We start from the raw sequence: 24,928 nt of genomic DNA on the forward strand, positions 1-24,928 counted from the left end.
ACGATCGGGCCGGCGGGGCTGGAGAGCACCTGCGCGAAGGTCTGGTCGTTCGGCACCTTGAGCTTGAAGACGGCCGTGGTCTTGTCCGGCGTGCTCACGCTGTCCAGGTTGCCGAGCAGCGAGGCGGGACCGTTCGGGTCGTTGATCTTCAGCTGGCGGTCGAAGGTGAACTTGACGTCCTCCGAGGTCAGCGGGTGGCCGTTGGCGAACTTGAGGTCCGGCTTGAGCTTGACCGTGAACTCGGTCGGCGAGGTGAACTTCGCGCTCTCGGCGATGTCCGGCTTGACGTCGGGGCTGCCGTACGGGCTGTTCAGCAGGAACGGGTAGACCTGGTTCATCACCGCGAACGAGCCGTTGTCGTACGAGCCGGCGGGGTCGATCGACGTGATCTTGTCGGTCGTGCCGACGGTCAGGGTGCCGCCGCCTCCCCCGGAGCTGTTGTTGTTGCTCCCGGAGCAGCCGGCGAGCACCAGCGCCGCGGCCGCGAACGCGGCCGACACGGCGAGCAGGCGCCGGCCGCCGATGTGTGCGGATCTCATATCCGATTACCTCTTCCTGGTGTGGGGACACTGACGCGGCGTGGGCGCACGGGAAGAGCGCCATCGCCGGATCGCGTAGGACTGTCCTAGCATGAAACGCTGGTATTCCATGCATTCGGTGAGGAATCGAGCCGAGATCTTTACCTCCGCGCAACAATCCCGCGCTCGTTCGCGCAATCGGGTGCGGAATCCGTCGTGGCGCGCTCGCGTCGCGCCGGTGCCGTGCTACTCGCCGCGCAGGCGCATCCGCTCGCGGTCGATCGACGCGAGAGCGGTCTGCAGCGAGCGGCGCAGCTCGGTCTCGGCGGGATCGGTGCGGGCCAGCCGCCCGGTCAGCTCCGCCTTCTCGCGCAGCAGGTCCCTGTCGATGAGCCCGTCGAGGATCGAGCGGGCGTAGCGGCCGGCCTCGCCCGCCGCCTGCGGCAGCGCGGCGACGGCGAGCCCGTTGACGGTGGACGCGTACGCGGCGGGGACCTCCGCGAGCACCCGGTCCACCCATCCCGGCTGGTCGATGGTCGCCAGCTGGCTGGCGATCGCGTCCTTCACCACGGCGTGCGTCGGGTTCACGAACGGCACCTGCACGGCGCGTGCTGCGCGCTCCGCGCCCACCTCGCCCGGGAGCTGGAGCAGCACCATCAGGCTCTCGCGCTCGGTGCGCTGCGTCGGGTCGGTCAGGTCGGCGGGGCGGATGTGCGCGACGGCGGCCTCCGGAGCCCCCGCGTCCTGCGCGTCCGCGTACGGCCGGTCCTGGCCGGGCTGCTGGCGCTGGCCGCGGTTCTGGGCGTCGCCGCGCACGCCGCGCTGGGCGGACCGGACGGCGCGGACGGCGTCCTGCAGGTCGGCGCCGGAGAGCCGCGCGAGTTCGCGCGTGTAGCCGTTCTGCGAGGCGGGGTCGCGGATCGAGGCGACGATCGGCGCTCCGGCCCGCAGCGCCGACATCCTGCCCTCGACCGAGTCGAGGTCGTAGCGCTCCACCACCTGGCGGATCATGAACTCGAACATCGGCTTCTTCGCGTCGATCATCCGGCGCACCGCGTCGTCGCCCTTCGTGAGCCGCAGGTCGCACGGGTCGAGCCCGTCCGGGCCGACGGCGACGTAGGTCTGGGCGGAGAATCGCTGCTCCTCGCCGAACGCGCGCGCCGCCGCCTTCTGACCGGCCGCGTCCGGGTCGAACGTGAAGATGACGGAACCGGAGCTGTTGTCGTCGCCCATGATCCTGCGGATGACCTTGATGTGGTCGACGCCGAACGCGGTGCCGCAGGTCGCAACGGCGGTGGTGATGCCGGCGAGGTGGCACGCCATCACATCCGTGTACCCCTCCACGACGACCACCTGGTCGTTGCGGGAGATGTCGCGCTTGGCGAGGTCGAGGCCGTAGAGCACCTGGGCCTTCTTGTAGACGGGCGTCTCCGGCGTGTTGAGGTACTTGGGGCCGTTGTCGTCCTCGAGCAGCCGGCGGGCGCCGAAGCCGATGGTCTGGCCCGTCACGTCGCGGATCGGCCACACCAGCCGGCCGCGGAACCGGTCGTAGACGCCGCGGTCGCGCTGCGAGACCAGCCCGGCGGCGAGCAGCTCCTCCGGCGTGAAGCCCTTGGAGCGCAGGTGCTTCGTCAGCTCGTCCCAGCTCTTCGGGGCGTACCCCACGCCGAAGTGCGCGGCGGCGGCCGCGTCGAAGCCGCGTTCGCCGAGGAACCGGCGTCCCGGATCGGCGCCGGGCGTGCTCAGCTGGTCGCGGAAGAACTCCTCGGCGGCGGAGTTGGCGGCGAGCAGCCGCGCGCGGTTGCCGCCGGACTCGCTCGGGCCTCCTCCGCCCTCCTCGTAGTGCAGCTGGTAGCCGATCCGGCCCGCCAGCCGCTCGACGGCCTCGGTGAAGGACACGTGGTCCAGCTTCACCAGGAACTCGTAGACGTCGCCGCCCTCGCCGCAGCCGAAGCAGTGGTAGCGGCCGACGCCGGGCCGGACGTTGAAGCTCGGGCTCTTCTCGTCGTGGAACGGGCAGAGACCCTTGAGCGAGCCGACGCCGCCGGGCTTCAGGCTCACGTAGTCGCCGATGATGTCCGCGATGTTGGTGCGGGCCTTGACCTCTTCGATGTCGCTCTGTCGAATCCGGCCGGCCATGCCTTCGATTCTAGTGAGCCGGACCGACGTCCATCGCCGCGGGGGTCGTCGTGAGCGTCACCGCGGCGGGCGTCTGCGGCCCCTGGTGTTCTGCGCGATCTCGATGATGGCGCAGAAGACCTCGATCGTGACGCGCAGCAGCAGGACGCTGAGGACGGCCGCGACGAGCGTCACGAGCACACCGAGCAGGAACACGAACGCGCCGACGGGCGAGTTGGTCGCGATGGCGATGCCCAGGCTGTTGGCGAACCCGACGACGATGCCGAGCCCGATCAGCACCAGCCCGACCACGTACACCGGACCGGCGAGCTTGCGGGTCACGTAGGAGGTGAACGTGAAGTCGAACAGCGACGAGAAGAACCGCGAGTCGTCCAGGCGGTCCGCGATGTCGTTGACGCTGCGGTAGCCCGCGGCGTGCGCCTCGTCCTCCGCGCTCGGGGCGGTGGGGGCCGTTGGCGTCGACGCGGCGCCCGCCGTGGGCACCTCGGTGGGCGCGGCTGCGGGCACCTCGGTGGATGCGGCAGCAGGGACTTCGGTGGACGCGGCAGCAGGGACTTCGGCGGACGCGGCAGCAGGGACTTCGGCGGACGCGGCCACAGGGGCCGGCTGCGCGGCATCGACCGGAGCAGCCTCATCAGCCTGGTTCGCAGCGACCGCCTCCGCGGGGTTCAGCACCTCGGTCGTCTGGGTCGGGGGCGTCGTCGCGGCTGCATCCATCTCGGCCGCATCGGCCCCGGTCGTCGTGCCGGCGGCGTAGAACTCGCTCGCGGTCGGCAGCACGGCGGTCTGGGCCGCGGTGTCGACGGTCGCGTCCTGCTCCGTCGGAACCGGCTCCGCGGGCGACGAGGACGTGTCCGCCGTCGGGGTCGTCTTCCCGAGCATCGCGTCCAGGATCTCCGGCGCCTCGCCCGCGGGCGAGATCGGGGTCTTCGCCGTCGAGCGCTTGCGCGGGGCCGGCGTGCGCTTGGCGGGCAGCTCGGCGTCCTCCGGCTTCTTCGCGGCGGCGCCGCGGGCGGCCGTCGTCCGGCCGGTTCCCGCACGCGAGCCGCCGGCAGCGGGCGAGGACGTCGCGGACGCCCCGGCGCGCGGCGTGCGCTTCGCGGGTGCCCGCTTGGCGGCGGGTGGGGTCACGGCCTCGGGCGCCACCGTCTCCGGTGCGGCCTCCTGACCCTCAGCGGGCCGGTCGCCGTCCGACGGTGGCTGTGCGGTGCTCATGCGTCTCCCTCCGATGCCGTTCCTCAAGCATTCTGCACGCGGCCCCGGGTTTCAAGCCCGCACGCCGCTCGGCTGCGCGCCTCAGTGCTGAACGAGCCGCTCGTACCAGCTGAGCGCGGACTGGTCGGTCAGGCTCGCCACCTGGTCGACCACGACGCGCTTGCGCGCGGCGTCGTCCCTGGCGAGCCGCCAGTCCTCCTGGAACCCGGGATCGAGCTCCTCGGGACCACGCGAGAGCAGCAGGTCGGCGAGCGTGGTGAGGATCTGCCGCTGCTGCGCGTAGATCGGCTGGCGGGTGTTCCGCGACATCACGAACGTGGCGACGATGCCCTTGAGCACGGCGATCTCGGCGCGGATCCCGGCCGGCACCACAACGTCGGCGCCGAAGCGCAACAGGGCCGTCCTGCCGGAGGTCTCCTTGGTGGCGTGCACCGCCGCGTGTGCGAACCGGCCGATCAGCTGGCTCGTCAGGTTCTTCAGGTGCGCCTGGGCGCGCCTGCTGCCGTCCCAGCTCTCCAGCCAGATGTCCAGGCTGTCGAGCCGGTCGAACGCCGCGATCAGCTCGTCGTGGCTGAACTCGCCGCCGACCCACTCGTACATCGAGCGGACCAGGTCGTCGTGGTCGACCCGGCTGCCGAGCGCGGCGACGTCGATGTAGCCGTTGACCACCGCGTCCTCGAAGTCGTGCACCGAGTAGGCGATGTCGTCGGAGAGGTCCATCACCTGCGCCTCGATGCAGCGCTGCCGATCAGGCGCGCCGGCGCGCATCCACTCGAACACCGCGTGATCGTCCGCGTAGAAGCCGAACTTCGCGCGGCCGCTCGGGTCGGCGACCGAGGTCGACTCGGGCCACGGGTACTTGCAGCTCGCGTCGAGGCTCGCGCGCGTGAGGTTCAGGCCGTACGGGTGCCCGTCCCTGCCGAACACCTTCGGCTCCAGCCGGGTGAGCAGCCGGAGCGTCTGCGCGTTGCCCTCGAAGCCGCCGATATCGGCGGACCAGCTGTTGAGCGCCCGCTCGCCGTTGTGGCCGAACGGGGGATGCCCGATGTCGTGCGCGAGGCACGCCGTGTCCACGATGTCCGGGTCCAGCCCGAGGCTGTTGGCCAGCTCGCGGCCGACCTGGGCGACCTCGAGCGAGTGGGTGAGCCGGTTGCGGGCGAAGTCGAGCCCGGCGGTCGGACTGAGCACCTGGGTCTTGGCCGCGAGCCGGCGCAGTGCGCTGGAGTGCAGCAGCCGGGCGCGGTCGCGTGCGAAGTCGCTGCGTCGGTTGGAGTGCTGCTCGGGCAGCCACCGCTCCCGGTCGTGGTCCGTGTACCCCGCGGCGGGACCGGACTCGGTCCGCACCCCGGCGGCCGTCGCGCTATCCGCCACTGTTGTGCACCTCCGCCTCGGCGACCTCGGCGCGGGATGCGCCGTCCAGCTCGCGGCTGTTCAGCCAGCCCTCCGGCAGCGCCGGCTTCTTGGGCGAGCCGGCGCGCCCGCGCTGGCCCTCCGCCGCCTCGCCCGGGTACTCCTGGTCCCAGTCGAGGGTGGCGAGCAGGTCGTCCAGGTGCGCCAGCGTGTCCACCGTCGCCAGGCTCGCGCGCAGGTCGCCGCCGACCGGGTAGCCCTTGAAGTACCACGCGACGTGCTTGCGGATGTCGCGGCAGCCGCGCTCCTCGCTCTCGAAGAACTCGACGAGCAGCTCGGCGTGCCTGCGGAACGTCGCGGCCACCTGTCCGAGCGTCGGGTGCGCCTGAGCGCGCTCCGCCTCCTCCGCGCTGATCTCGCCGGCGCGGGCGCGGAACGCGGCGGCCAGGTCGCCGAACAGCCACGGCCGGCCGAGGCAGCCGCGGCCGACCACGACGCCGTCGCACCCGGTCTCCTCGACCATCCGGATGGCGTCCGCCGCCGACCAGATGTCGCCGTTGCCGAGCACCGGCGTCCCGGTGATCGTCTCCTTGAGCTTCGCGATCGCCGACCAGTCGGCGTGCCCGGAGTAGAACTCGGCGGCGGTGCGGGCGTGCAGGGCGATCGACGCGACGCCCGCGCCCTCCGCGGCCTTCGCCGCCTCGATGTAGGTGAGGTGGTCGCTGTCGATGCCCTTGCGCATCTTGACCGTGAGCGGGATGCTCCCGGCGGCCGCGACGGCGCCCTCCACGATCTCGCGGAAGTGCGTGAGCTTCCACGGCAGGGCCGCTCCCCCGCCCTTGCGCGTGACCTTGGGCACCGGGCAGCCGAAGTTGAGGTCGATGTGGTCGGCGCGGTCCTCCGCGACGAGCATGGTGACGGCCTCGCGCACCGTCTTCGGGTCGACGCCGTAGAGCTGGATGCTGCGCGGCGTCTCCGATTCGTGGTGCGTGATGAGCCGCAGCGACTCCGGCGTCCGCTCGACGAGCGCGCGCGAGGTGATCATCTCGCTGACGTAGAGGCCGGCCCCGAACTCGCGGCAGAGCCGGCGGAAGGCGGTGTTCGTGATGCCCGCCATCGGCGCGAGCACGACGGGAACGTCGAGCGCGAGCGGTCCGATGGACAGCCGCGACGACGGCGTGGTGCCCGTTAGAGTGGCACCGGGAGTGAAAGTGGCGGTAGTAGACATCTGATTCGATTCTCCCAGAAAGCGCGGCGGTGCATGTCCGAGAGCCCGGAACCTGTGGATGTCGTGCGCGAGTCGTCGGCTGTGGAGGACTCGGCGCCCGCCGACGCCGCCGACGGTCGCGCCCGCGTCGAGGCCGATGCCCGTGCGCGGGGCGTCGAGATCCGGATCGTCGAACGACCGGCCGCCCGCAGCCTGGAGGAGGCCGCGAGTCTGCTGGGAATCCAGCCATCGGACATCGTGAAGACGCTCGTGGTCAAGCGCAGCGACGACACCTTCGTGTTCGCGCTGGTCCCCGGCGGTCGCAAGATCTCCTGGCCGAAGCTGCGCCGCGTCCTGTCGGTGAACAAGCTGCAGCTGCCGGACGCGTCCGTCGCGCTGGCCGCGACCGGCTACGAGCGCGGCACCATCACGCCGTTCGGCAGCACGACGGCGTGGCCGGTCGTCGCCGACGCCAGCATCCCCGGCCGCACCGTCTCGATGGGCGCCGGAGCGCACGGCTACTCGCTCTTCGTCGACGCCGACGCTCTGGTCGCCGCCTTCGACGCCACCGTGGCCGACATCACCGACCCCGAGTAGCCCGCCGGGGGCACGACACGCCGCGCCCCCTCAGTGCAAACGGCGCCTCGCGCCCCCTCTGTGAAAGCCGGCCTGTGGATAACGGGGGAACCGTTGCACGAGGGTGCCATGGTGAGGCATGCCGACACCCGCTCCGCTCCCCGACCACCTGCCACTCGACGGATTCTCCACCCGCGCCGCCCGCGAAGGTGGCGTGCCGGCGGGGCGCTTGCGCCGCTCGGACTTGATCGCACCGTACCGGGGGACTCGGGCGGCTCGTGCCGAGTACGACGCTGGACTCCACGCACGCTGCCGCGTGTACGCGGCGCGAATGCCTCCGTCGCAGTGTTTCAGCCATGCGACGGCGGCGCACCTTCTCGGCATCGTGGTGCCGCCGCGGGTGGTCACCCCAGACCGGTTGCACATCGCCAGCACCGCATCCGGGCGTACTCCGCGAGGCGGTGGCATCGTCGGGCACCGGCTCGCCCTCGAGGCGGGTAACACTGCGATCGTGGACGGGTGCAGGGTGCCGCCAGCCTGCGAGGTCTGGTGCCAGCTCGCGGCCGAGCTGACGGTGGCCGAGCTGATCGTCGCCGCCGACTCCTGCCTTCGCAGACACGATCCCCTGACGACCCTCGGAGCGCTCGCAGACGCCGTTCATGCGTCGGCACGCCGCGTGGGCGTCCAACGCCTGCGTGCAGCGCTCCCTCGGGTTCGTGCCCGCACCGACTCGCCCATGGAGTCCATCCTCCGCCTCGCGATCGTCGATGCCGGGCTTCCGGAACCGCTGGTCAACCACCCGGTCGATGTCGGCGCTCGGATGCTGCACGGGGACCTTGTCTACCCCGCGCAGCGGATCATCATCGAGTACGACGGCGATCATCACCGCACAGACGAGCGTCAGTACCGCGTCGACATCGACAGGGTATGGGCACTCCAGTCGCACGGTTGGACGGTTCTGCGGATCAACCGCAGCCACCTGGCCGGCCGCGCCCGCGTCGCCCTCCACCGCATCCAAACGGCGCTCACACAGGGGGGACTGGACACGCCGTGAGACGGTCAAGCCCGCGGCGTGTCCGGTCCCCTCTGAGCGGCCTACTCTGGCGTCGCCGCGGGCGGGAGCTCGCAGCTGTCGCCGTCGCAGACGACGGCCGCGGGGTCGCCCAGCGGGATCAGGGACGGCCCGCCGGTCATGCTGACACCTCCTCGCGCTCGGACCAGACCTGCTCGAGGACCTGGGCGAACGTCTGCGCGTCCTGCGCGCCGGACACGCCGTACTTGCCTTCGATCACGAAGAAGGGGACGCCGTTGATGCCGAACTCGGCCGCCGTGCGCTGGTCGTCGCGGACCGCCTCCAGGTACTCGCCCGACTCCAGCGCGGCGAGGGCGGCGTCGCGGTCGAGGCCCACCTCGGCGGCCAGATCCGCGAGGTCCTCGGCGCGGCCGACATGACCGCCCTCGACGAAGTAGGCGCGGAACAGCCGCTCGGCCAGCTCCAGCTGCTTGCCGTTCGCCTTCGCGAAGTGCAGCAGCTCGTGGGCCTTCACCGTGTTGGTGTGCTTGAGTTTGTCGAAGTCGTAGTCGAGGCCGACGGAGGCCGCGATCCCGGTGACGCGCTCGAGCATCTGCTGGACCTGGCCGGCCGGCATGCCCTTGTGGCCGGCGAGGAAGTCCACCTCGCTGCCGTCGAAGTCGACGGGGGTGTCCGGCGACAGCTCGAAGGAGTGGTACTCGACCTCGACGCCACGGCCATCGCCGCCGCCCGCGAACAGGCCGCTGCCCGCCTCGAACTTGCGCTTGCCGATGTAGCACCACGGGCACGCGATGTCGGACCAGATGTCGATCTTGATGGGTTCGCTCACACCGAGGTCAACATCGTGCAGTGCTGCAACTATTCCGCGAGCCGGGCGGCGTCCGCCGGATCCGGCGCGTCCACCGCGCCGCCGAAGCGCCGGTTGCGGCGCGCGAACAGGTCGATCGCCTCCCACAGGTCGGTGCGGCTGAAGTCCGGCCAGAGCCGGTCCAGGAACACCATCTCGGCGTACGCGCTCTGCCAGAGCAGGAAGTTGCTGGTGCGCTGCTCCCCCGAGCTGCGCACGAACAGGTCGACGTCCGGCATGTCCGGCAGGTAGAGGTGGCGCTGGATGGTCTTCTCCCCCACCGCGGACGGCTTCAGCCGGCCGGCGGCCACCTCCTCCGCGATGCCGCGGACGGCGTCGGCGATCTCGGTGCGCCCTCCGTAGTTCACGCACATCGTCAGCGTCAGCACGTCGTTGCCAGCGGTCAGCCGCTCCGCGTACTGCAGCTCCTTGATGACCGAGGACCACAGCCGCGGCTTGCGGCCGGCCCAGCGGACGCGCACGCCCCACTCGTTGAGCTGGTCGCGCCTGCGGTGCAGCACCTCGCGGTTGAAGCCCATCAGGAACCGGACCTCGTCCGGCGACCGCTTCCAGTTCTCCGTGGAGAACGCGTACACGCTGAGGTGCTTCACGCCGACCTGGATGGCGCCGGCCACCACATCCAGCAGCGACGCCTCCCCGGCGCGGTGCCCCTCGATGCGGGTCAGCCCCTGCCGGTTCGCCCACCGGCCGTTCCCGTCCATCACGATCGCGACGTGCTCGGGGACGGCGCTGGGCGGGAACGCGGGCGGGTAGACGCCGGTCCAGTCCACGGGGCGGTACGCGACCGCGTCCTTGTGCGTGTACGGCTTGGGGGTCATCCACTCGCCTTCTGATCGTGCTGGACATGCTGCAGGGAGCGCAGGCCGCGTTCGAGGTGCCACTGGGTGTACGCGGCGACGATGCCGTTCGCCTTCGACCGGGTGGCATCGTCCGCCGCCTCCGCGGTCTCCCAGTCGCCGCTGAGGAGGGCGCCGAGCAGTCCGATCGTCTGCGCGTCGACGCGCGGCGCACCCTGCGGTGCGCAGTCCGGGCAGACGACGCCGCCGAGCTGGACGACGACCTGGTCGTGCGGGCCGGGGGTGCCGCAGCGCGAGCAGTCCAGGAAGCTGGGCGCCCAGCCCGCCAGGGACAGCGCGCGCAGCAGATACGAGTCGAGCGTCAGCCCGGCGCCGTGCTCGTGCCGGGACAGCGACCGCAGCGCGCCGACGAGCAGCAGGTACTGCTGGAGCGACGCCTCGGCATCGGTCAGCCGGTCCGCCGTCTCCACCATCGCGTTCGCGGCGGTGTAGCTCGCGTAGTCGTCTGCGATCAGCGCGCCGTAGGCACCGAGCGTCTCGGCCTGGGTGATCACGTCGAGGCTGCGGCCCTCGTACAGCTGCACATCCGCGACCATGAACGGCTCCAGCCGGGACCCGAACTTGGACGCCGTGCGCCGCACGCCCTTGGCGACCGCGCGGATCTTGCCGTGCTGCCTGCTGAGCATGGTGACGATGCGGTCGGCTTCCCCCAGCTTGTGGGTGCGGAGCACGACGGCTTCATCACGGTAGACAGGCACGACTCCAGTATCCCGCGTGATACAAGTGTCAGGTGACAACCGCCGCCTTCTCGATTCCCCTCTGGGGCGACCTGGTGGCCGTCGGCGTCGGCAGCCTGCAGGGCGCCATGTTCGCCTCCGGCTTCCGCGACCGCAGGCTCGACCTGCTCGGCGTGGCGATCATCGGCGTCGCGACCGGGGTCGGCGGCGGTCTGCTCCGCGACCTGGTGCTCAACGTGACGCCGGTGGCGCTGCAGTCCAACTGGTACCTGCCGGCCACCGTCGTCGCCGCGCTGGTCGGGATGCTGCTGATCCGGCTGTTCCGGCGGCTGGACCCGATCATCACCTTCCTGGACGCGCTGACGATCGGGCTCTTCGGCGCGATCGGCGCGACCAAGGCGCTGGCGCTCGGGCTGCCGGAGGTGCCGGCGGTGTTCGTGGGGGTGGTGTCGGCGGTCGGCGGCTCGATCCTCCGCGATGTGCTGCTCAACCTGCCCATCGCGCTCATGCACGTCGGGTCGCTGTACGCGGTCGCGGCCGGCGCGGGGACGGTGGTGCTGGTCGTGCTGGTGGACCTCGGCGTCCCGGCCACGATCGCGGCGCTGGTGTGCGTGATCGTGACGCTGATCATCCGGCTGCTGGCGGTGCGGTTCGGCTGGAGCCTGCCGGAGCAGCGCGAACTGGGCCGCATCCGCACACCCCGCTGGATGGCCTTCGGCCGCCGCCCGAGCGACGAGCGCACGTTCGAGCGCACCGACACCGGCGCCATCCCGCGCTACCGCATCGACAAGCCGGACGCCTGAGGGCCCGACCCGTCGATTACGGAGGACTCTGCACCCGATCCCGGCCCGAACGCGACGAAGGGAGGAGATTCACGGCCGGAATGGCCGGAGCTCCTCCCCTCGTGACGGGCGACGGATGCCGGGACGGTTACGCGCCGACCAGCTCGGCCTCGGAGGCGTGGCCGGAGGAGGCGCGCACGGCGCGGTTGACCGCGGAGACGACGGCCTTGAAGGAGGCGGTGGTCGTGTCCGCGTCGATGCCGACGCCCCACAGGCGCACGCCGTCCACGTCCAGCTCGACGTAGGCCGCCGCCGACGCCGACTCGCTCGCGGAGAGCGTGTGCTGCGAGTAGTCGTAGAGGTGCGCGTTGATGCCGCGGGCGTTCAGGATGTCGAAGAACGCCGCGATCGGGCCGTTGCCCTCGCCGGTGGCCTTCGACACCGAGTCGCCGTCGCGCAGCGTCACCGTCAAGGTCACGTGCTCGCCGGACTCGTTGGTCGTGCTGGTGCTGCCCAGCTCGAACCGGCCCCACTTGGCGTCGGCGTCCGACGCTGGCGCCGGCAGGTACTCGTCCTGGAAGATCGCCCAGATCTCGTCGCTGGTGATCTCGCCGCCCTCGGCGTCGGTCTTCGCCTGCACGACACCGGAGAACTCGATCTGCAGTTTGCGCGGCAGGTCCAGCGCGTGGTCGTTCTTCAGGAGGTACGCGACGCCGCCCTTGCCGGACTGCGAGTTGACGCGGATGACCGCCTCGTAGCTGCGGCCCAGGTCCTTCGGGTCCACCGGCAGGTACGGGACGGCCCAGACCAGCTCGTCGACGCTCTTGCCCTCGCGCTCGGCCTGCGCGGCCATCGCCTCGAAGCCCTTCTTGATCGCGTCCTGGTGCGACCCGCTGAACGCGGTGAAGACCAGGTCGCCTCCCCACGGGCTGCGCTCGCCGACCGGCAGCTGGTTGCAGTGCTCGACGGTGCGCTTGATCTGGTCGATGTCGCTGAAGTCGATCTGCGGGTCGATGCCCTGCGTGAACAGGTTGACGCCCAGGGTCACCAGGTCCACGTTGCCGGTGCGCTCCCCGTTACCGAACAGGCAGCCCTCGATGCGGTCGGCGCCGGCCATGTAGCCGAGCTCTGCCGCCGCGACGGCGGTGCCCCGGTCGTTGTGCGGGTGCAGCGACAGGATGACGTTCTCGCGGTGGTTCAGGTGCCGCGACATCCACTCGATCGAGTCGGCGTAGACGTTCGGCGTCGCCATCTCGACGGTGGCCGGCAGGTTGATGATGACCTTCCGCTCCGGCGTCGGCTCGAAGATCTCGAGCACCTGGTTGCAGATGTCCGCCGCGAACTCCAGCTCGGTGCCGGTGTACGACTCGGGCGAGTACTCGTAGTAGATCTCGGTGCCGGGGACGGTCGACTCGAACTGCTTGCACAGCCGGGCGCCGGAGAGGGCGATGTCGATGATGCCCTGCTTGTCGGTGCGGAAGACGACGTCGCGCTGCAGGATGCTCGTCGAGTTGTAGAGGTGCACGATGGCCTGCTTGGCGCCCACCAGCGACTCGTACGTGCGCTTGATGAGGTGCTCGCGGGACTGCGTCAGCACCTGGATGGTGACGTCGTCCGGGATCGCGTCCTCCTCGATGAGGCTGCGGACGAAGTCGAAGTCGGTCTGGCTGGCCGACGGGAAGCCGACCTCGATCTCCTTGTAGCCCATGCGCACCAGCAGGTCGAACATGATCCGCTTGCGCTCGGGGCTCATCGGGTCGATCAGCGCCTGGTTGCCGTCGCGCAGATCGACGGCGCACCAGCGCGGCGCCTCGGTGATGCGGGCGGACGGCCAGGTGCGGTCGGGCAGGTCGACGCGGATCTGCTCGTGGAAGGGCCGGTACTTGTGGATCGGCATGGCGCTCGGCGCCTGGGTGTTCTTCATGGTCTTCGATCTCCTCGCGGTGTGGTGTGGAGAGCCAACGACGAACTCCGCGACGAGGGAGGCCCGGAACTAGGACTCGTCGCGGCAGCTAAGAAGGAGCAGACCGTACACAGAAACAACGGTACCACGGCGGTTCATCAGCCGCGTCCCACCGCCAGCGAGGCGGCCTGCGCCACCGACAGGTCGGGCAGGTAGGCGCGCACCAGCGCGACGCCGATCGTCGGCAGCGCGACGGGATCGGGGTAGGCCATGATCACCGGATGCAGCTCGGGCTGGAACTTCTGCTTGAACTTCAGCAGCGAGCGGAAGCCGTACACCGGCTCCAGCGAGCTGCTCAGGTAGCCCAGGATGCGGTCCATGCCGCTGGGGTCGCCGTCGCCGGCGCCGGCGGTGTGCGCGAGCGGTGCCGCGGACAGGCTCATGAACTCGACACCGTCCTCCTTCATCCTGGTCGCGGCCTCGGCGATCAGGAACTCCATCACGCCGTTGATGCTGCCGGGGCGCCTGCGCATGAAGTCGAGCGTCCAGCCGATCACGATGCCCTCGCGGTAGCTCGGCAGCCAGCTGGTGACGCCTTCGATGCGGCCGTTCTCGTCCACGGCGAGCATCAGGCGGACGGCGGGGTCGCGAAGCTCGTCCAGGCCGCCGAGCGTGAAGCCCATCTCCGGCAGGTCCTTCTCCGCCACCCACTGCTCGGAGATGTCGGAGAGCTGGACGGCGGCGCTCAGCGGAAGCGCGGCGTACGTCGTCCACTCCGACCGGATCCCAGCCCGCTGCGCGCGGTTGATCGAGCTGCGGACGTCCTGCCACTTCTTGCCGGTGGTCGCCCACTGCTGCGGGCGGATCACGGTCTCCTCCGCGACGGTCATCGTCGACCAGCCCATCCGGTGGAACAGCGGCTCGTAGGTCGACTCGACGCTGTAGAAGACCGGGATCCAGCCGTGGTCGTCGCAGAACTGCGCGAAGTGCTCGATCGCGGCGTCGTGCGGGGGCGGACCGCCGAACGGGCCGCCGGTGGTGAGCGCGACGCGCCCGACGACGCGGTACGCGATCCCGCGCCCGTCGACCGGGTCGAACCAGTAGCTGTTGCCCGGCCAGGTCGCCATGAACGAGATGGCGTCTCCCCCGCCGCGCTCCAGCAGCGCCCTGGCCCGCGCGCTGTCGCCGCTGGTCCTGCGCCACGAGCCGGAGCCGAGCATGAGCGGGATGGCCGCGACGATCACCACGAGCCAGAAGACGGTGCCGATGTTGTGGTAGACGAAGGTGGCGAGCGGGGTGGTCGGCAGGTACTGCACCGGCTCCCTGCGCAGGAAGCTCACCGGGACGAAGCGCTCCAGGACGTCGTCGAACAGGTCGCTGAGCTCGATCGGCCGGGTGAACCCGGTGTCCTTCTGCAGCCAGCCGATGAGGACGTACGCGACCACCAGGCCGATCCCGGTGAGCACGACCGTGAGCACGTACCTGCGCACCGCGCGCGCCGAGGGCAGCACCGTGAAGTGCCTGCGGTAGACGATCAGCAGCACCGCCATCGTCAGCGGGACGAGGGACGACAGCGACAGGATCGCGGTCACCTCCCAGTAGCGCGGCGAGAAGTCGGGGTGCGCGTTCGCGAGCGGCAGGATGCCGAAGTACAAGGCGGAGAGCACCGCGAGCAGCCCGTTCACGGCGACGCCGAGCCACACCGCGAAGCGCCGGCCGCGCAGCAGCCCGTAGGCGGCGACGAGCAGTACGAGCAGCGGCAGCACCGACAGCAGCACCGGCCCGAGGCCGTTGATGCGGACCAGGGTGAGGTCCTGCACGCAGTCGCGCGTGACCGCCCAGGCCTGGCAGCGCTCCAGGACGCTGCCCTTGTCCGGGACGCCGGAGGTGAAGAGCAGCCCGATCGGGGACAGCATCCCGTAGCGGGACTTCGACAGCAGGCCGATCACCGGCCCGAGCGCCGAGATGGTGACGGCCGAGGCGAGCAGGACCCTGACCTCGTGATGGGAGCTGCGCCGCCAGCCGGCGATGCGCTTGCTCGGCCGCAGCAGCACGCCGAGGCCGAGACCGGCGAGGACGGCGAGCAGCCGGTACAGGTCGGACGGCAGCCCCGAGTAGAGCACGTACATGATCGCGACGAGGAGCGTCACCACCCGGATCCGGCGCCGCCACAGCGTCCCCGCGAACGCGCTGGCGGCCATGATCGTGCCGCCCAGGGCCGTGAACACGTCCAGGACGACGAGGTGGTGCACGTTGCGCGCCCACATCTCCCCCGCGTGCGAACCGAGCAGCTGGAGCCCGGCCCCGACCGCGATGCCGGCGACCGCCGTGCCGAAGAACGCCAGCGCGGTCCGCCAGGTTCCCATCAGGCGCTCGGCGGCGCCGACCAGGACGACCGTGAGCGCGAGCGCGACCAGCAGCTCCCCGAGGTTGTCGGTGAACAGCACGGCAGTGACCGGCGACCACCAGTGCCCGGCGGCGAGCTGGTCTGCGCCGGTACCGAGCCACCCGCGCAGCGGCCGGTGCGGGCCGTGCAGCGGGCCGGTCGCCAGCGCGAGGACGAGGACGAGGAGCGTGATGCCGGTGGTGAACGGGTGCCGCGCGACCAGGCGCCCCGTGCGGCCGAGCCACGCGGGGGCGCGTCGCGGGGTGCGCTCCGGGGCCGGGGCGGGAGCGCCCTCGGCGCGTCCCTCCGCGGCCGGGTCGTCCGCGGTGGAGGTGGCGGGATCGGTCATCGGGTCAGCCCCATCTGCGCGGCCATGAACGGGAAGCCGGCCACGATCGTGTGGCGGACGGTGTTCCAGTCGTGCGCGGTGCCTGGCGAGACAAGCAGTTCGCTGCGCATCCCGGCCTGCAGCGCCTGCGCGTTCAGCGTCCGGGCGAAGGCCGTGTACTTGGCGTCGTTCTGTCCGACGCCGAACACGATCAGCGAGTCCTGGTACGGCGTGTGCGCCTTCATCATCGCGGCGGGCTGGGCGCGTTCGTACGCGGACCTGGAGCCGTCGAACCCGGTCTGGATGGTGAGGTGCTCATCCCCCAGGGTCGGTCCGAGCTCGGTCGAGGAGGCGATCGCCGAGCCGAAGAGCTCGGGGTGCCCGGTGGCGAACTGGGTCGCGCACGTCGCCCCCTGCGAGTAGCCGACGATGCCCCACGCCCGCGGATCGCTGCTGACCCGCAGGTGCGAGGTGATCCAGTCGCGCACGTCGGTGAGCAGGTAGGTCGCCGAGTTCCCGTACGCGCGCGAGTCGACGCACATCGGGTTCCTGCCGGGGCCGCCGAGCTGGTCGGGCGCGACCACGATCGGCGCGTAGCCCCCGTGCGCGGCGGCGAAGGTGTCCATGACCGCGCCGACGCGTCCGGCGGTGAACATGTCGGCGGGCGCGCCCGGCTGCCCCGAGAGCGCGTACAGCACGGGCAGGGCAGGCGGGTTGGGTCCGAGCGCGATCGGCGGCAGGTAGACGACCGCCGGGCGCGCGGGGAACCCGGAGCGCGTCGCGGGGATGCGCACCGTGCCGATCTCGCCCTTGGCGGGCGGGTCGGTCTGCGGGGTGGTCGCCCGGTAGTCGACGCCGGCGACCACCTCGCCGCGCTCCGCGTGCAGGTCGAGTGCACGGTACGGCACCACCCCGAGCGCGTCGTTCAGGTTGCGGTAGGCGCCGAAGTCGACGTTCACCCCGGCGAACGCCGCGAGCAGGAACACCGGGATGCTGACCACGGCGATCAGCTTCCGCCACCACCGCGAGCGGAACAGGTTGGCGACGGCGAGGCAGACCCCGGCGAAGCCGAGCGCGACCCACATGGTGGTGACCGGGGTCAGCCCGACGCCGAACACGTTCATGACGTCGTCCGTGTACCAGACGATCAGCCAGCCGAGCAGCCCGCCGCCGACGGCGGCGATCAGTCCCGCCAGGGTGCGGCGCCAGGTGGGACGGATCAGCAGGTAGAGCGCCAGGACGGCCGCGATGGCGTACACCGTGATGAGGAACGGCGGCTTGTCGATCCTCAGCGTCATGAGCCAGTTCAGGGCGGGTCCTCTCTCTCAGCCGGCAGGGGTCAGTATGGATCACACAGCCTGCGGAGAGCTGAGGCTTGATGAGCGTCCAGGAACCTTGGAGCGCACTCACTCCACCGCGAGGGCCTCGACCGGCGAGACGCGCGTGGCCCTGCGGGTCGGGGCGATGGAGGCGCCGACCGCCAGCACCGCCGCCGCGACGACGATCAGGGCGAGGAACAGCCACGGCACGGCGGGCACGACGAGTCCGCCTCCCGGGATCTGACCGAGCAGCGCCTGGGCGCCGATCCAGCCGTACGCGGTCCCCAGCACCAGGCCCGTCAGAACGGCCGCGACGGTCAGCTGGACGCTCTCGGCGAGGATCATCCTGCGCACCTGCGCCGCGCTCAAACCGAGGGCGCGCAACAGCCCGAGCTCCCTCCTGCGCTGCAGGACGCTGAGCGAGAGGCTGTTCACGACGCCGACGGCGGCGATCAGCGCCGAGAAGCCGACGAGCACGCTGAAGACCAGCATCGTGACCATGAGCACACTCTCAGTGCCGGCGTAGAGCTCCGGTTCGTTGCGGGCGGCGGCACGGATCATCTCGAGCCAGGACTGGATCGCGACGACGAACATCGTGACCAGCGTCACGCCGATCACCAGGCCGATCGCGGTGCGCGAACTGCGCTCCGGGTTGCGGACGGCGTTGGCGGCGGCGAGGCGGCCGGCGGCATCCCGGCTGAAGGCCATCCCGACCAGGCGCAGCACGGCGGGGAGGAACAGCGGAGCGGCGAGGATGATGCCGGTGAACGAGAGGATGCCGCCGAGCATCGCGACCAGCACGCCGTACGGGCCGAGCTCGATCAGGACGACGATCCCCGTGCCGTCGAAGGCGCCGAGGCCGAGGAGCACGCCGGCGACGAGGAGCACGACGCCGGGCAGCAGCAGGACGAGGGAGACCGTCACGCGAGCGCGGCTGCGCACGGTCTCGGCCGGGCGCTCCTGCGCCGCCCCGAGCGCCTGGATGGGCGTCACGGTCAGCACGCGCCGGCTGCCGACCCACGAGGCGAGCCAGGTGGTGAGGACCACCGCGGCGACCGGCACGATCAGCACCGGCGTCAGCACCGGATACTGCAGGTCCGGCAGCACGCCGGCCGCGGTGAACCCGCGCACGGCGACGAGCGCAAGCACGGCCGCAGCCGCTCCGCCGGCCACCGCGCCGATGAGGCCGACCGCCAGTCCCTCCCCCGCGACCGAACGGCGCTGCGCCGTGGCGCTCGATCCGATCAGTCGCAGCAGGGCGATCGTCCTGGTGCGGCCGGCGATGACCGTCGCGAACGTGTTCGTCGTGACGATGGCGCCGACGTACACCGCGATCACGAAGAAGATCCCGGCGACGATCGCGAGCACGATCGTCACGGTCTTGCTGGCGCCGAGCTCCGTCGAGCGGATGTAGGCGGACAGGACGTTCGTGGTGGCGAGCAGGGCGACGCCGAACGCGGAGCTCAGTGCGGCCACGAGCACGCTCGCGCGGTGGTCGCGGGCGTTGGCCCGGAACGCGGTGATCACGCGTTCGCCTCCATCCCGAGCATGAAGGCGGAGATGTCCTCGGCGCTGGAGCGCTCGCGCTGCGCGGCGATCCGGCCGTCCGCCAGGAACACGGTGGTGTCGGCGTAGCTGGCGGCCACCGGGTCGTGCGTGACCATCGCGATGCTCTGGCCGTAGCCGGCGGCGGCCTCGCGGAGGATCGTGAGCACCTCCCTGCCGGTGCGGGAGTCGAGGTTGCCGGTCGGCTCGTCCGCGAAGATGAGGTCGGGCCGGGTGGCGAGCGCCCGCGCGATGGCGACGCGCTGCTGCTGGCCGCCGGAGAGCTCGTGCGGCCGGTGGGTGAGCCGGTCGGCGAGCCCGAGCGAGTCGATCAGCTGGTCCATCCAGTCCTGCTGCACGACGGTCGGCCTGCGGCCGTCGATCTCGAACGGCAGCCGGATGTTCGCCCGCACGTCGAGGGTCGGCACCAGGTTGAACGACTGGAACACGAACCCGACCCTCCGTCGCCGGAGGACGGTCAGCTCGGCGTCGCCGAGCGTGGTGATCTCGGTGTCGCCCAGGAACACCCGGCCGGCCGTCACGCTGTCCAGGCCCGCCATCACGTGCATGAGCGTCGACTTGCCGGAGCCGCTCGGGCCCATGATCGCGGTGAAGCGACCGGACTCGATGCCGAGGCTCACCCCGTCCAGTGCGTTGACGCGCCCGGCGCCGTTTCCGTAGGTCTTGGTGGCGGCCTCGACGCGGGCCACGAACGCAGGATTCTCCATGCCTCAACGCTAGGAAGCGCGGCGGGCCCGGCGGATCGGTCTGAGGTTTCTGCCGCGTCCCTCCCGAGGATGATTCGCCGTGGGACCCGGGACCTCAGGCGGCGTCGGTCAGGCCGTGCTCGAACGCGTAGACGACCATCTGCACGCGGTCGCGCAGCCCGAGCTTGGCGAGGATGCGGCTGATGTGCGTCTTCACGGTCGCCTCGCTCAGGAACTCCGACCCGGCGATCTCCGCGTTGCTGAGGCCGCGGGCGGCGAGCACGAAGATCTCGCGCTCGCGCGAGGTCAGCGTCCCGAACTCGGCGGGCTCCGGCTTCACCCGGCGGTCGTTCGAGAAGTGCTCGAACAGCTCGCGCGTCGCACCAGCGGCGATCACCGCGTTGCCGGCGTGCACGGTGCGGATGGCCGCCAGCAGGAACTCGGGCTCCGCGTCCTTCAGCACGAACCCGCTCGCGCCGCCGCGGATCGCCCGCGCGGCCGCCTCGTCCAGGTCGAACGTGGTGAGCACCACGATCCGCGGCGGCGTTCGCCCCTCGCGCTCCGCCTCGGCGACGATGGTGCTGGTCGCCGCGATGCCGTCCATCACGGGCATCCGGATGTCCATCAGCACCACGTCCGGTCGCGCGGCCCTGGCCAGCTCGACGCCCTCGCGGCCGTCCGCCGCCTCGCCGGCGAACTCGAGGTCCGGCTGCGAGCCGACGAGCATCCGCACTCCGGCGCGGAACAGGGCCTGGTCGTCGACGAGAGCGACGCGGATCGGCTCGCTCATGCGCCCGCCCCCCGCGCTCCGGCGGGAAGGAACGCGGAGACGAGGAACTCGCCGCCCGTCGTTCCCGCCGAGAGCGTGCCGCCGGCGAGGGCGGCGCGCTCGCGCATCCCGGGCAGGCCGTGCCCGATACGCGGCACCGAGCCGGTGGCCGATGGTTCCTGGACCTGGGTCTTCATGGTGTTCCTCACGGTGATGTGGATGCCGGGGCCGCCCGCGTCCGTTCCGACCTCGGCGAGGCCGACGGTGGCGGGGCGGGAGGTGTCGCCGTGCCGGAGCGCGTTGGTCAGCGCCTCCTGCACGATGCGGTACCCGGCGATCTGCTGGGCGGAGCCGAGCCCGGCGAAGTCGCCCGACCGCTCCAGGACGACGTCGAGGCCCGCGGCGCGGATCTGCTCGACGGTCTGCTCGATGTCCGCGAGGCCCGGCTGGGGCCCCTCCGGCTGCGACTGCCGCAGCTCGGCGAGCAGGACGCGCACGTCGCCGAGGGCGCTGCGCGCGGTGGCGGCGATGGTCTTCAGCGCCTCGTCCACCGCCTCCGGGTCGCCGTGCCTGGCGTACCGGGCGCCGTCGGCCTGCGCGATGACGACGGCGAGCGAGTGCGCGACGACGTCGTGCATGTCGCGGGCGATCCTGGTGCGCTCCTGCTCGACCACCACGTCCTGCTCGGCGCGGTTCCTGTCGATCTCCGCGGTGATCTGCGCCTGCCGGGAGAACCGGGCGTTGCGCCAGGTGCGCATCAGCAGGCCGAGCACCCAGGACAGGCCGAGGACGGTCGCGCTGACGACGAAGAGGAAGGCGAACTGCAGCGCGAAGCTCGTGAACGCCGTGGACAGCAGGTCGAAGTAGCCCTGGCCGAGCGCCGCGGTGAGCGAGAGGTAGAGGGCCGCGACGAAGGCGCCGATCCCTGCCGAGATCAGGCCCGCGTACCTGACCACCCGGTCGCCGTACGCCGCCGTGGCGTACAGCACGATCAGCACGCCGATGTCGCTGACCAGGATGTTGTGCCCGGTGACCATCTGCAGGACCGCGGCGAGCCAGGCGGTCGCGAGGGCGACGACGGGCGCCATCCTGCGCAGCGCGACCGCGACGGCGAACATCATGAGCACGATGAAGGTGCTGCGCCCGCCGTCGGAGAGCGCGAGCGGGAAGTCCACCACGAGGCAGAACGCGACGAACGCCACCGCACCGCCGACGTCGAAGCCGAGCTGCCGCCGGGTGAGGCGGTGCACGAGCCCGGCGCGGTCGGGATCCTCCGGCGTCACGGCGACTCCGCCGGACGAGGCGAGCCAGACCAGCACGGACGATCCCTGCGTCGCGGTCGCCCGCTGCCGGGCGACCAGGTAGCCGAGCAGCCACGCCGTCACGAACACGACGGCCAGCAGCAGGCTCATCAGCAGCAGCCCGACGCCCTGGCTCGTGTAGTAGCCGCCGATCACCGGGCCGAACTGCGGGAACTTGATCTCGCCGCGCACCGTGAACAGGTACGCCATCGCCGGCGCCCAGAGCAGGCCGGAGGCGAAACCGATCCAGCGCACCGCAGCCCCGCCGTGCGAGGCGAGCCCGAACAGCGCGATGAGCACCGCGACCGCCGAGATCACCCGGAACGGGGCCGGCATGACGGCCGACTCGGTCAGGTCAGCGAGCACCGCGAACCAGATCAGGCCGAGCGAGACCCCCGGCAGCACCCGGGAGACGGCCACACCCGCGCAGTAGAACAGCACGGCGAGCGACGCACTGAGGTCGAACGGCAGCCCGCTCACCAGCCAGGCCAGGAACAGCGCGAGAGCGAGCGCGGGCTCCAGCACCCAGCGGTGCGGGGCGAGCGCGCTCGTCAGGCGGGTACGGTCCGGCATCCCTCTACGGTACGCAGAACGGCCGCCGCGACACGCATCGGCGGCGCGGAATCATCCTGCGGATGTACGCGCGGCATCAGAAGCCGAGCCGGCCGAGCTGCTTCGGGTCGCGCTGCCAGTCCTTGGCGACCTTCACCCGGATCGACAGGAACACGTGCCGGCCGAGCAGCTGCTCGATCGGGACGCGCGCCGCCGCGCCGACCTCGCGGATGCGGCTGCCGCCCTTGCCGATCACGATCGCCTTCTGGCTGTCGCGCTCGACGAACAGGTTCGCGTACACCTCCACCAGGTCCTTGTCGTCGCGCTCCACCATGTCGTCGATCGTGACGGCCAGCGAGTGCGGCAGCTCGTCCTCGACGCCCTCCAGCACCGCCTCTCGGATGTACTCCGCGATCCGGTCCTCCAGGCCCTCGTCGGTCACCGCGTCGTCCGGGTAGAGCGGGCCGGGCGACTCCGGGAGCAGGCGCACCAGCTCGCTGGTGAGCGTGTCCAGCTGGATGCTGCTGGCCGCCGAGATCGGGATGATCGCCTCCCACTCGCGCAGCGCAGAGACCGCGAGCAGCTGCTCCGCGACCTGCGGCTTGCTCGCGCGGTCGATCTTGGTGACGATCGCGACCTTCTTCGCGTTCGGGTAGTCGTCGAGCTGGTCGTTGATGAAGCGGTCGCCGGGGCCGATCTTCTCGTCGGCGGGGACGCAGAAGCCGATCACGTCCACATCGCCCAGCGTCGACTGCACGAGCGTGTTCAGCCGCTCGCCGAGCAGGGTGCGCGGGCGGTGGATGCCCGGGGTGTCCACCAGGATCAGCTGGCCGTTCTTCTGGTGCACGATGCCGCGGATCGCGCGGCGCGTGGTCTGCGGCTTGGAGCTGGTGATCGCGACCTTCTCGCCGACGAGCGCATTGGTGAGCGTCGACTTGCCGACGTTCGGGCGTCCGACGAACGAGACGAATCCGGCGTGGTATGCGGTCACGAGCGTGCCTCCTTGGGCTGCTTGTCTGTGCGCTCCTTCTCGGGGCGCTGCTTGTCTGTGCGCTCCTTCTCGGGGCGCTGTTTCTCGGGGCGCTGCTTCTCGGCGCGCACGTGCTTGTCGGTGCGGGCGTGCCGCTCGCTCCTGGTCCGCTGCGGCCGGTCGTCCGGGAGCGGGAGCAGAGCCGGGTCGCGCTCCACGAGCACGGTCGCCACGTGCTTGTGCCTGCCCTCGATGCGGTCGACCGTGAACAGCAGGCCGTGCACTGCGACGGAGGATCCCACCTCCGGCAGCCGGCCGAGCGCCTTCGCGACCAGTCCGCCGACGCTGTCCACGTCCTCGTCCTCGATCTCCAGGTCGAACAGCTCGCCCAGGTCGTCGATCGCGAGCCGGGTCGCGACGCGGTAGCGTCCGTCGCCGAGGCGCTGGATCAGCTCCGGCTCGTGGTCGTACTCGTCGGAGATGTCGCCGACCAGCTCCTCGATCAGATCCTCGAGCGTGACCAGCCCGGCGATCCCGCCGTACTCGTCGACGACCATCGCGAGGTGGTTCGACTCGCGCTGCATCTCGCGCAGCAGTGCGTCGGCCTTCTGCGACTCCGGCACGAACAGGGCGGGCCTGGTCAGCTCGCCCACCGTGATGCTGTCGGCGCCGAGCGCGCTCTCGAAGCTGAGCTTGGCGACGTCCTTGAGGTACAGCACGCCGACGACCTCGTCCGGGTCGCCGTCGATCACCGGCATCCGGGAGACGCCCTTGGAGAAGAACAGGCCCATCGCCGTGCCGATCCCGGCTGTGGTGTCCACGGTGATCATGTCGGTGCGCGGGATCATCACCTCGCGCACCACGGTGTCGCTGAACTCGAAGATCGAGTGGATGAGCTCTCGGTCGTCCTCCTCCAGCACGTCGAACTCGGTCGCCTCGTCGACGATGCTGAGCAGCTGCTCCTCGCTCGTGACCGGCGCGGAGCGGGCGCGCGATGGCGTCACGCGGTTGCCGAGAGCGACCAGGCCGCCGGGGATGGGCCCGAGCACGACGCGCACGAAGCGCACGATCGGCGCGGTCAGCCGCAGCAGGAACGTGGAGTTGGCCCTGCCGACGCTGCGCGGGCTGGCGCCGACCAGCACGAACGAGACGCCGGTCATGATCAGCGCGGAGAGGATCAGCGAGATCCACCACTCCTCGAAGATCTGCTCGAACGCGAGCGTGACCAGCACCGCCGCGGTGGTCTCCGCGATGATGCGGCTGAAGTTGACGGCGTTCAGGTACGGGCCGGGATCCTCGGCGATCGCGGCGAGCGACTTCTTGGCCCTCGACGTCTCCGCCAGGTCGGCGATGTCGCCGCGCGACTGCACGGTGAGCGCCGAGTCGACCGCGGCCATCAGGCCGCCGAACGCGACGAGCAGGAAGGCGACGACGAAGAACAGCGCCTGGAGCATCCCGCCGCCTAGCGCTGTCGGTCGTAGCGCGAGAAGCCGACCAGGATGTCGCGCTGGATGCCGAACATCTCCCGCTCCTCCGCCGGCTCCGCGTGGTCGAAGCCGAGCAGGTGCAGGATTCCGTGCGTCGTCAGCAGCAGCAGCTCGTCCATCAGCGTGTGGCCGGCCGTCTCCGCCTGCACCTGCGCCACCTGCGGGCACAGCACGACGTCGCCGAGCAGGCCGGCCGGGGACGGCTCCTCCTCGGTTCCGGGGCGCAGCTCGTCCATCGGGAAGCTGAGGACGTCGGTCGGGCCCGGCTCGTCCATCCACTGCACGTGCAGCTGCTCCATGGCCGCCTCGTCGACGAGCACGATGGCGAGCTCGGCGTCCGGGTGCACGTGCATGATGTCCAGCGCGTAGCCGGCGAGGCGCTGCAGGGCGGCCTCGTCGACCTCGATGGCCGACTCGTTGTTGACTTCGATGCTCACGG

Annotated in this window: 21 protein-coding genes; 3 read left to right on the plus strand and 18 right to left on the minus strand. The window is 71.1% G+C overall.

All coding sequences use genetic code 11. The annotated features are described in order from the left end of the window. From ACTHMF_RS13665 to dusB, 5 genes are all read right to left on the minus strand, one after another. On the minus strand, positions 1 to 539 hold a 539-nt coding region (locus ACTHMF_RS13665; RefSeq protein ID WP_440318324.1), incomplete at its 3' end, for an ABC transporter substrate-binding protein. A 225-nt stretch (positions 540 to 764) separates the two neighbouring features. After that, the gene (gene dnaG, locus ACTHMF_RS13670) at positions 765 to 2,657 is read right to left on the minus strand and encodes a DNA primase (protein ID WP_440318326.1); all 1,893 of its coding nucleotides are present in this window, start codon (positions 2,655 to 2,657) and stop codon (positions 765 to 767) included. Between the two features lie 57 nt (positions 2,658 to 2,714). After that, positions 2,715 to 3,872 carry a DUF4282 domain-containing protein gene (locus tag ACTHMF_RS13675; protein WP_440318327.1) on the minus strand — a complete coding sequence of 386 codons (1,158 nt, stop codon included), beginning with the start codon at positions 3,870 to 3,872 and terminating at the stop codon, positions 2,715 to 2,717. Positions 3,873 to 3,953: 81 nt separating this feature from the next. After that, the gene (locus ACTHMF_RS13680) at positions 3,954 to 5,243 is read right to left on the minus strand and encodes a deoxyguanosinetriphosphate triphosphohydrolase (RefSeq protein WP_440318330.1); all 1,290 of its coding nucleotides are present in this window, start codon (positions 5,241 to 5,243) and stop codon (positions 3,954 to 3,956) included. Beyond that, positions 5,233 to 6,450 carry a tRNA dihydrouridine synthase DusB gene (dusB, locus tag ACTHMF_RS13685; protein ID WP_314147439.1) on the minus strand — a complete coding sequence of 406 codons (1,218 nt, stop codon included), beginning with the start codon at positions 6,448 to 6,450 and terminating at the stop codon, positions 5,233 to 5,235. The genes ACTHMF_RS13680 and dusB overlap by 11 nt, the downstream gene beginning before the upstream one ends. 33 nt (positions 6,451 to 6,483) lie before the next feature. Here dusB and ACTHMF_RS13690 point away from each other — a divergent pair, with 33 nt between their 5' ends. Together ACTHMF_RS13690 and ACTHMF_RS13695 are read left to right on the plus strand one after the other, a co-directional pair. Next, entirely contained in the window at positions 6,484 to 7,026 is a 543-nt protein-coding gene (locus ACTHMF_RS13690) for an aminoacyl-tRNA deacylase (RefSeq protein WP_440318332.1), read from the plus strand. A 310-nt stretch (positions 7,027 to 7,336) separates the two neighbouring features. Beyond that, positions 7,337 to 8,059 (plus strand): endonuclease domain-containing protein, encoded by a 723-nt coding sequence (locus ACTHMF_RS13695; RefSeq protein ID WP_440318334.1) that lies wholly within the window; start codon positions 7,337 to 7,339, stop codon positions 8,057 to 8,059. Between the two features lie 136 nt (positions 8,060 to 8,195). Here ACTHMF_RS13695 and ACTHMF_RS13700 read toward each other — a convergent pair whose 3' ends face one another. Genes ACTHMF_RS13700 through recO form a run of 3 tightly spaced genes read right to left on the minus strand, consistent with a single transcriptional unit; the run spans position 8,196 to position 10,461 of the window. Then, entirely contained in the window at positions 8,196 to 8,867 is a 672-nt protein-coding gene (locus ACTHMF_RS13700) for a DsbA family oxidoreductase (RefSeq protein ID WP_440318336.1), read from the minus strand. 29 nt (positions 8,868 to 8,896) lie between these two features. Beyond that, positions 8,897 to 9,724, minus strand: coding sequence for an isoprenyl transferase (locus tag ACTHMF_RS13705; protein ID WP_440318338.1), 828 nt, complete (start codon positions 9,722 to 9,724; stop codon positions 8,897 to 8,899). After that, a complete protein-coding gene (gene recO / locus ACTHMF_RS13710) occupies positions 9,721 to 10,461 on the minus strand; it encodes a DNA repair protein RecO (protein ID WP_314147444.1) in 741 nt (246 codons plus the stop codon). The genes ACTHMF_RS13705 and recO overlap by 4 nt, the downstream gene beginning before the upstream one ends. 32 nt (positions 10,462 to 10,493) lie before the next feature. Between recO and ACTHMF_RS13715 the strand changes: the two genes are divergently transcribed. After that, entirely contained in the window at positions 10,494 to 11,243 is a 750-nt protein-coding gene (locus ACTHMF_RS13715; protein ID WP_314147445.1) for a trimeric intracellular cation channel family protein, read from the plus strand. A gap of 127 nt (positions 11,244 to 11,370) precedes the next feature. On the opposite strand, the gene leuA is transcribed toward ACTHMF_RS13715, so the two are convergent. The 10 genes from leuA to ybeY form a co-directional block, all read right to left on the minus strand. Continuing rightward, positions 11,371 to 13,146: a 2-isopropylmalate synthase gene (gene leuA, locus ACTHMF_RS13720; protein WP_440318341.1), complete on the minus strand. Its 1,776-nt coding sequence runs from the start codon at positions 13,144 to 13,146 to the stop codon at positions 11,371 to 11,373. Positions 13,147 to 13,283: 137 nt separating this feature from the next. After that, on the minus strand, positions 13,284 to 15,860 hold the full coding sequence (locus ACTHMF_RS13725; protein ID WP_440318342.1) for a bifunctional lysylphosphatidylglycerol flippase/synthetase MprF: 2,577 nt from the start codon (positions 15,858 to 15,860) through the stop codon (positions 13,284 to 13,286). Next, entirely contained in the window at positions 15,857 to 17,137 is a 1,281-nt protein-coding gene (locus tag ACTHMF_RS13730) for an alpha/beta hydrolase (RefSeq protein ID WP_440318344.1), read from the minus strand. Before ACTHMF_RS13730 ends, ACTHMF_RS13725 begins: the two co-directional genes overlap by 4 nt. Positions 17,138 to 17,245: 108 nt before the next feature. After that, complete coding sequence (locus ACTHMF_RS13735; RefSeq protein ID WP_440318346.1) at positions 17,246 to 18,685, minus strand: FtsX-like permease family protein; 1,440 nt, start codon at positions 18,683 to 18,685, stop codon at positions 17,246 to 17,248. Next, positions 18,682 to 19,431, minus strand: a complete 750-nt coding sequence (locus ACTHMF_RS13740; RefSeq protein ID WP_440318348.1) for an ABC transporter ATP-binding protein — start codon at positions 19,429 to 19,431, stop codon at positions 18,682 to 18,684. Before ACTHMF_RS13740 ends, ACTHMF_RS13735 begins: the two co-directional genes overlap by 4 nt. Positions 19,432 to 19,525: 94 nt before the next feature. After that, positions 19,526 to 20,200, minus strand: a complete 675-nt coding sequence (locus ACTHMF_RS13745; protein WP_314147451.1) for a response regulator transcription factor — start codon at positions 20,198 to 20,200, stop codon at positions 19,526 to 19,528. Next, on the minus strand, positions 20,197 to 22,053 hold the full coding sequence (locus ACTHMF_RS13750) for a sensor histidine kinase (RefSeq protein ID WP_440318350.1): 1,857 nt from the start codon (positions 22,051 to 22,053) through the stop codon (positions 20,197 to 20,199). The genes ACTHMF_RS13745 and ACTHMF_RS13750 overlap by 4 nt, the downstream gene beginning before the upstream one ends. Positions 22,054 to 22,129: 76 nt before the next feature. Next, positions 22,130 to 23,023 (minus strand): GTPase Era, encoded by an 894-nt coding sequence (gene era, locus ACTHMF_RS13755; protein WP_314147454.1) that lies wholly within the window; start codon positions 23,021 to 23,023, stop codon positions 22,130 to 22,132. Then, on the minus strand, positions 23,020 to 24,456 hold the full coding sequence (locus tag ACTHMF_RS13760) for a CNNM domain-containing protein (protein WP_440318352.1): 1,437 nt from the start codon (positions 24,454 to 24,456) through the stop codon (positions 23,020 to 23,022). The genes era and ACTHMF_RS13760 overlap by 4 nt, the downstream gene beginning before the upstream one ends. An 8-nt stretch (positions 24,457 to 24,464) precedes the next feature. Next, on the minus strand, positions 24,465 to 24,926 hold the full coding sequence (ybeY, locus tag ACTHMF_RS13765; RefSeq protein WP_314147456.1) for an rRNA maturation RNase YbeY: 462 nt from the start codon (positions 24,924 to 24,926) through the stop codon (positions 24,465 to 24,467). Positions 24,927 to 24,928 lie beyond the last annotated feature (2 nt).

Origin of the sequence: Leifsonia sp., from assembly GCF_051955155.1 — a bacterium.
GTDB lineage: Bacteria > Actinomycetota > Actinomycetes > Actinomycetales > Microbacteriaceae > Leifsonia.

Coding starts and splice junctions, on each gene's coding strand:
- ACTHMF_RS13740 (WP_440318348.1), bottom strand. CDS start 19,431: ATGGAGAATCCTGCGTTCGTGGCCCGCGTCGAGGCCGCCACCAAGACC.
- leuA (WP_440318341.1), bottom strand. CDS start 13,146: ATGAAGAACACCCAGGCGCCGAGCGCCATGCCGATCCACAAGTACCGG.
- dusB (WP_314147439.1), bottom strand. CDS start 6,450: ATGTCTACTACCGCCACTTTCACTCCCGGTGCCACTCTAACGGGCACC.
- ACTHMF_RS13730 (WP_440318344.1), bottom strand. CDS start 17,137: ATGACGCTGAGGATCGACAAGCCGCCGTTCCTCATCACGGTGTACGCC.
- ACTHMF_RS13750 (WP_440318350.1), bottom strand. CDS start 22,053: ATGCCGGACCGTACCCGCCTGACGAGCGCGCTCGCCCCGCACCGCTGG.
- ACTHMF_RS13760 (WP_440318352.1), bottom strand. CDS start 24,456: ATGCTCCAGGCGCTGTTCTTCGTCGTCGCCTTCCTGCTCGTCGCGTTC.
- ACTHMF_RS13690 (WP_440318332.1), top strand. CDS start 6,484: ATGTCCGAGAGCCCGGAACCTGTGGATGTCGTGCGCGAGTCGTCGGCT.
- ACTHMF_RS13745 (WP_314147451.1), bottom strand. CDS start 20,200: ATGAGCGAGCCGATCCGCGTCGCTCTCGTCGACGACCAGGCCCTGTTC.
- ACTHMF_RS13695 (WP_440318334.1), top strand. CDS start 7,337: ATGCCTCCGTCGCAGTGTTTCAGCCATGCGACGGCGGCGCACCTTCTC.
- ACTHMF_RS13675 (WP_440318327.1), bottom strand. CDS start 3,872: ATGAGCACCGCACAGCCACCGTCGGACGGCGACCGGCCCGCTGAGGGT.
- ACTHMF_RS13725 (WP_440318342.1), bottom strand. CDS start 15,860: ATGACCGATCCCGCCACCTCCACCGCGGACGACCCGGCCGCGGAGGGA.
- ACTHMF_RS13705 (WP_440318338.1), bottom strand. CDS start 9,724: ATGACCCCCAAGCCGTACACGCACAAGGACGCGGTCGCGTACCGCCCC.
- dnaG (WP_440318326.1), bottom strand. CDS start 2,657: ATGGCCGGCCGGATTCGACAGAGCGACATCGAAGAGGTCAAGGCCCGC.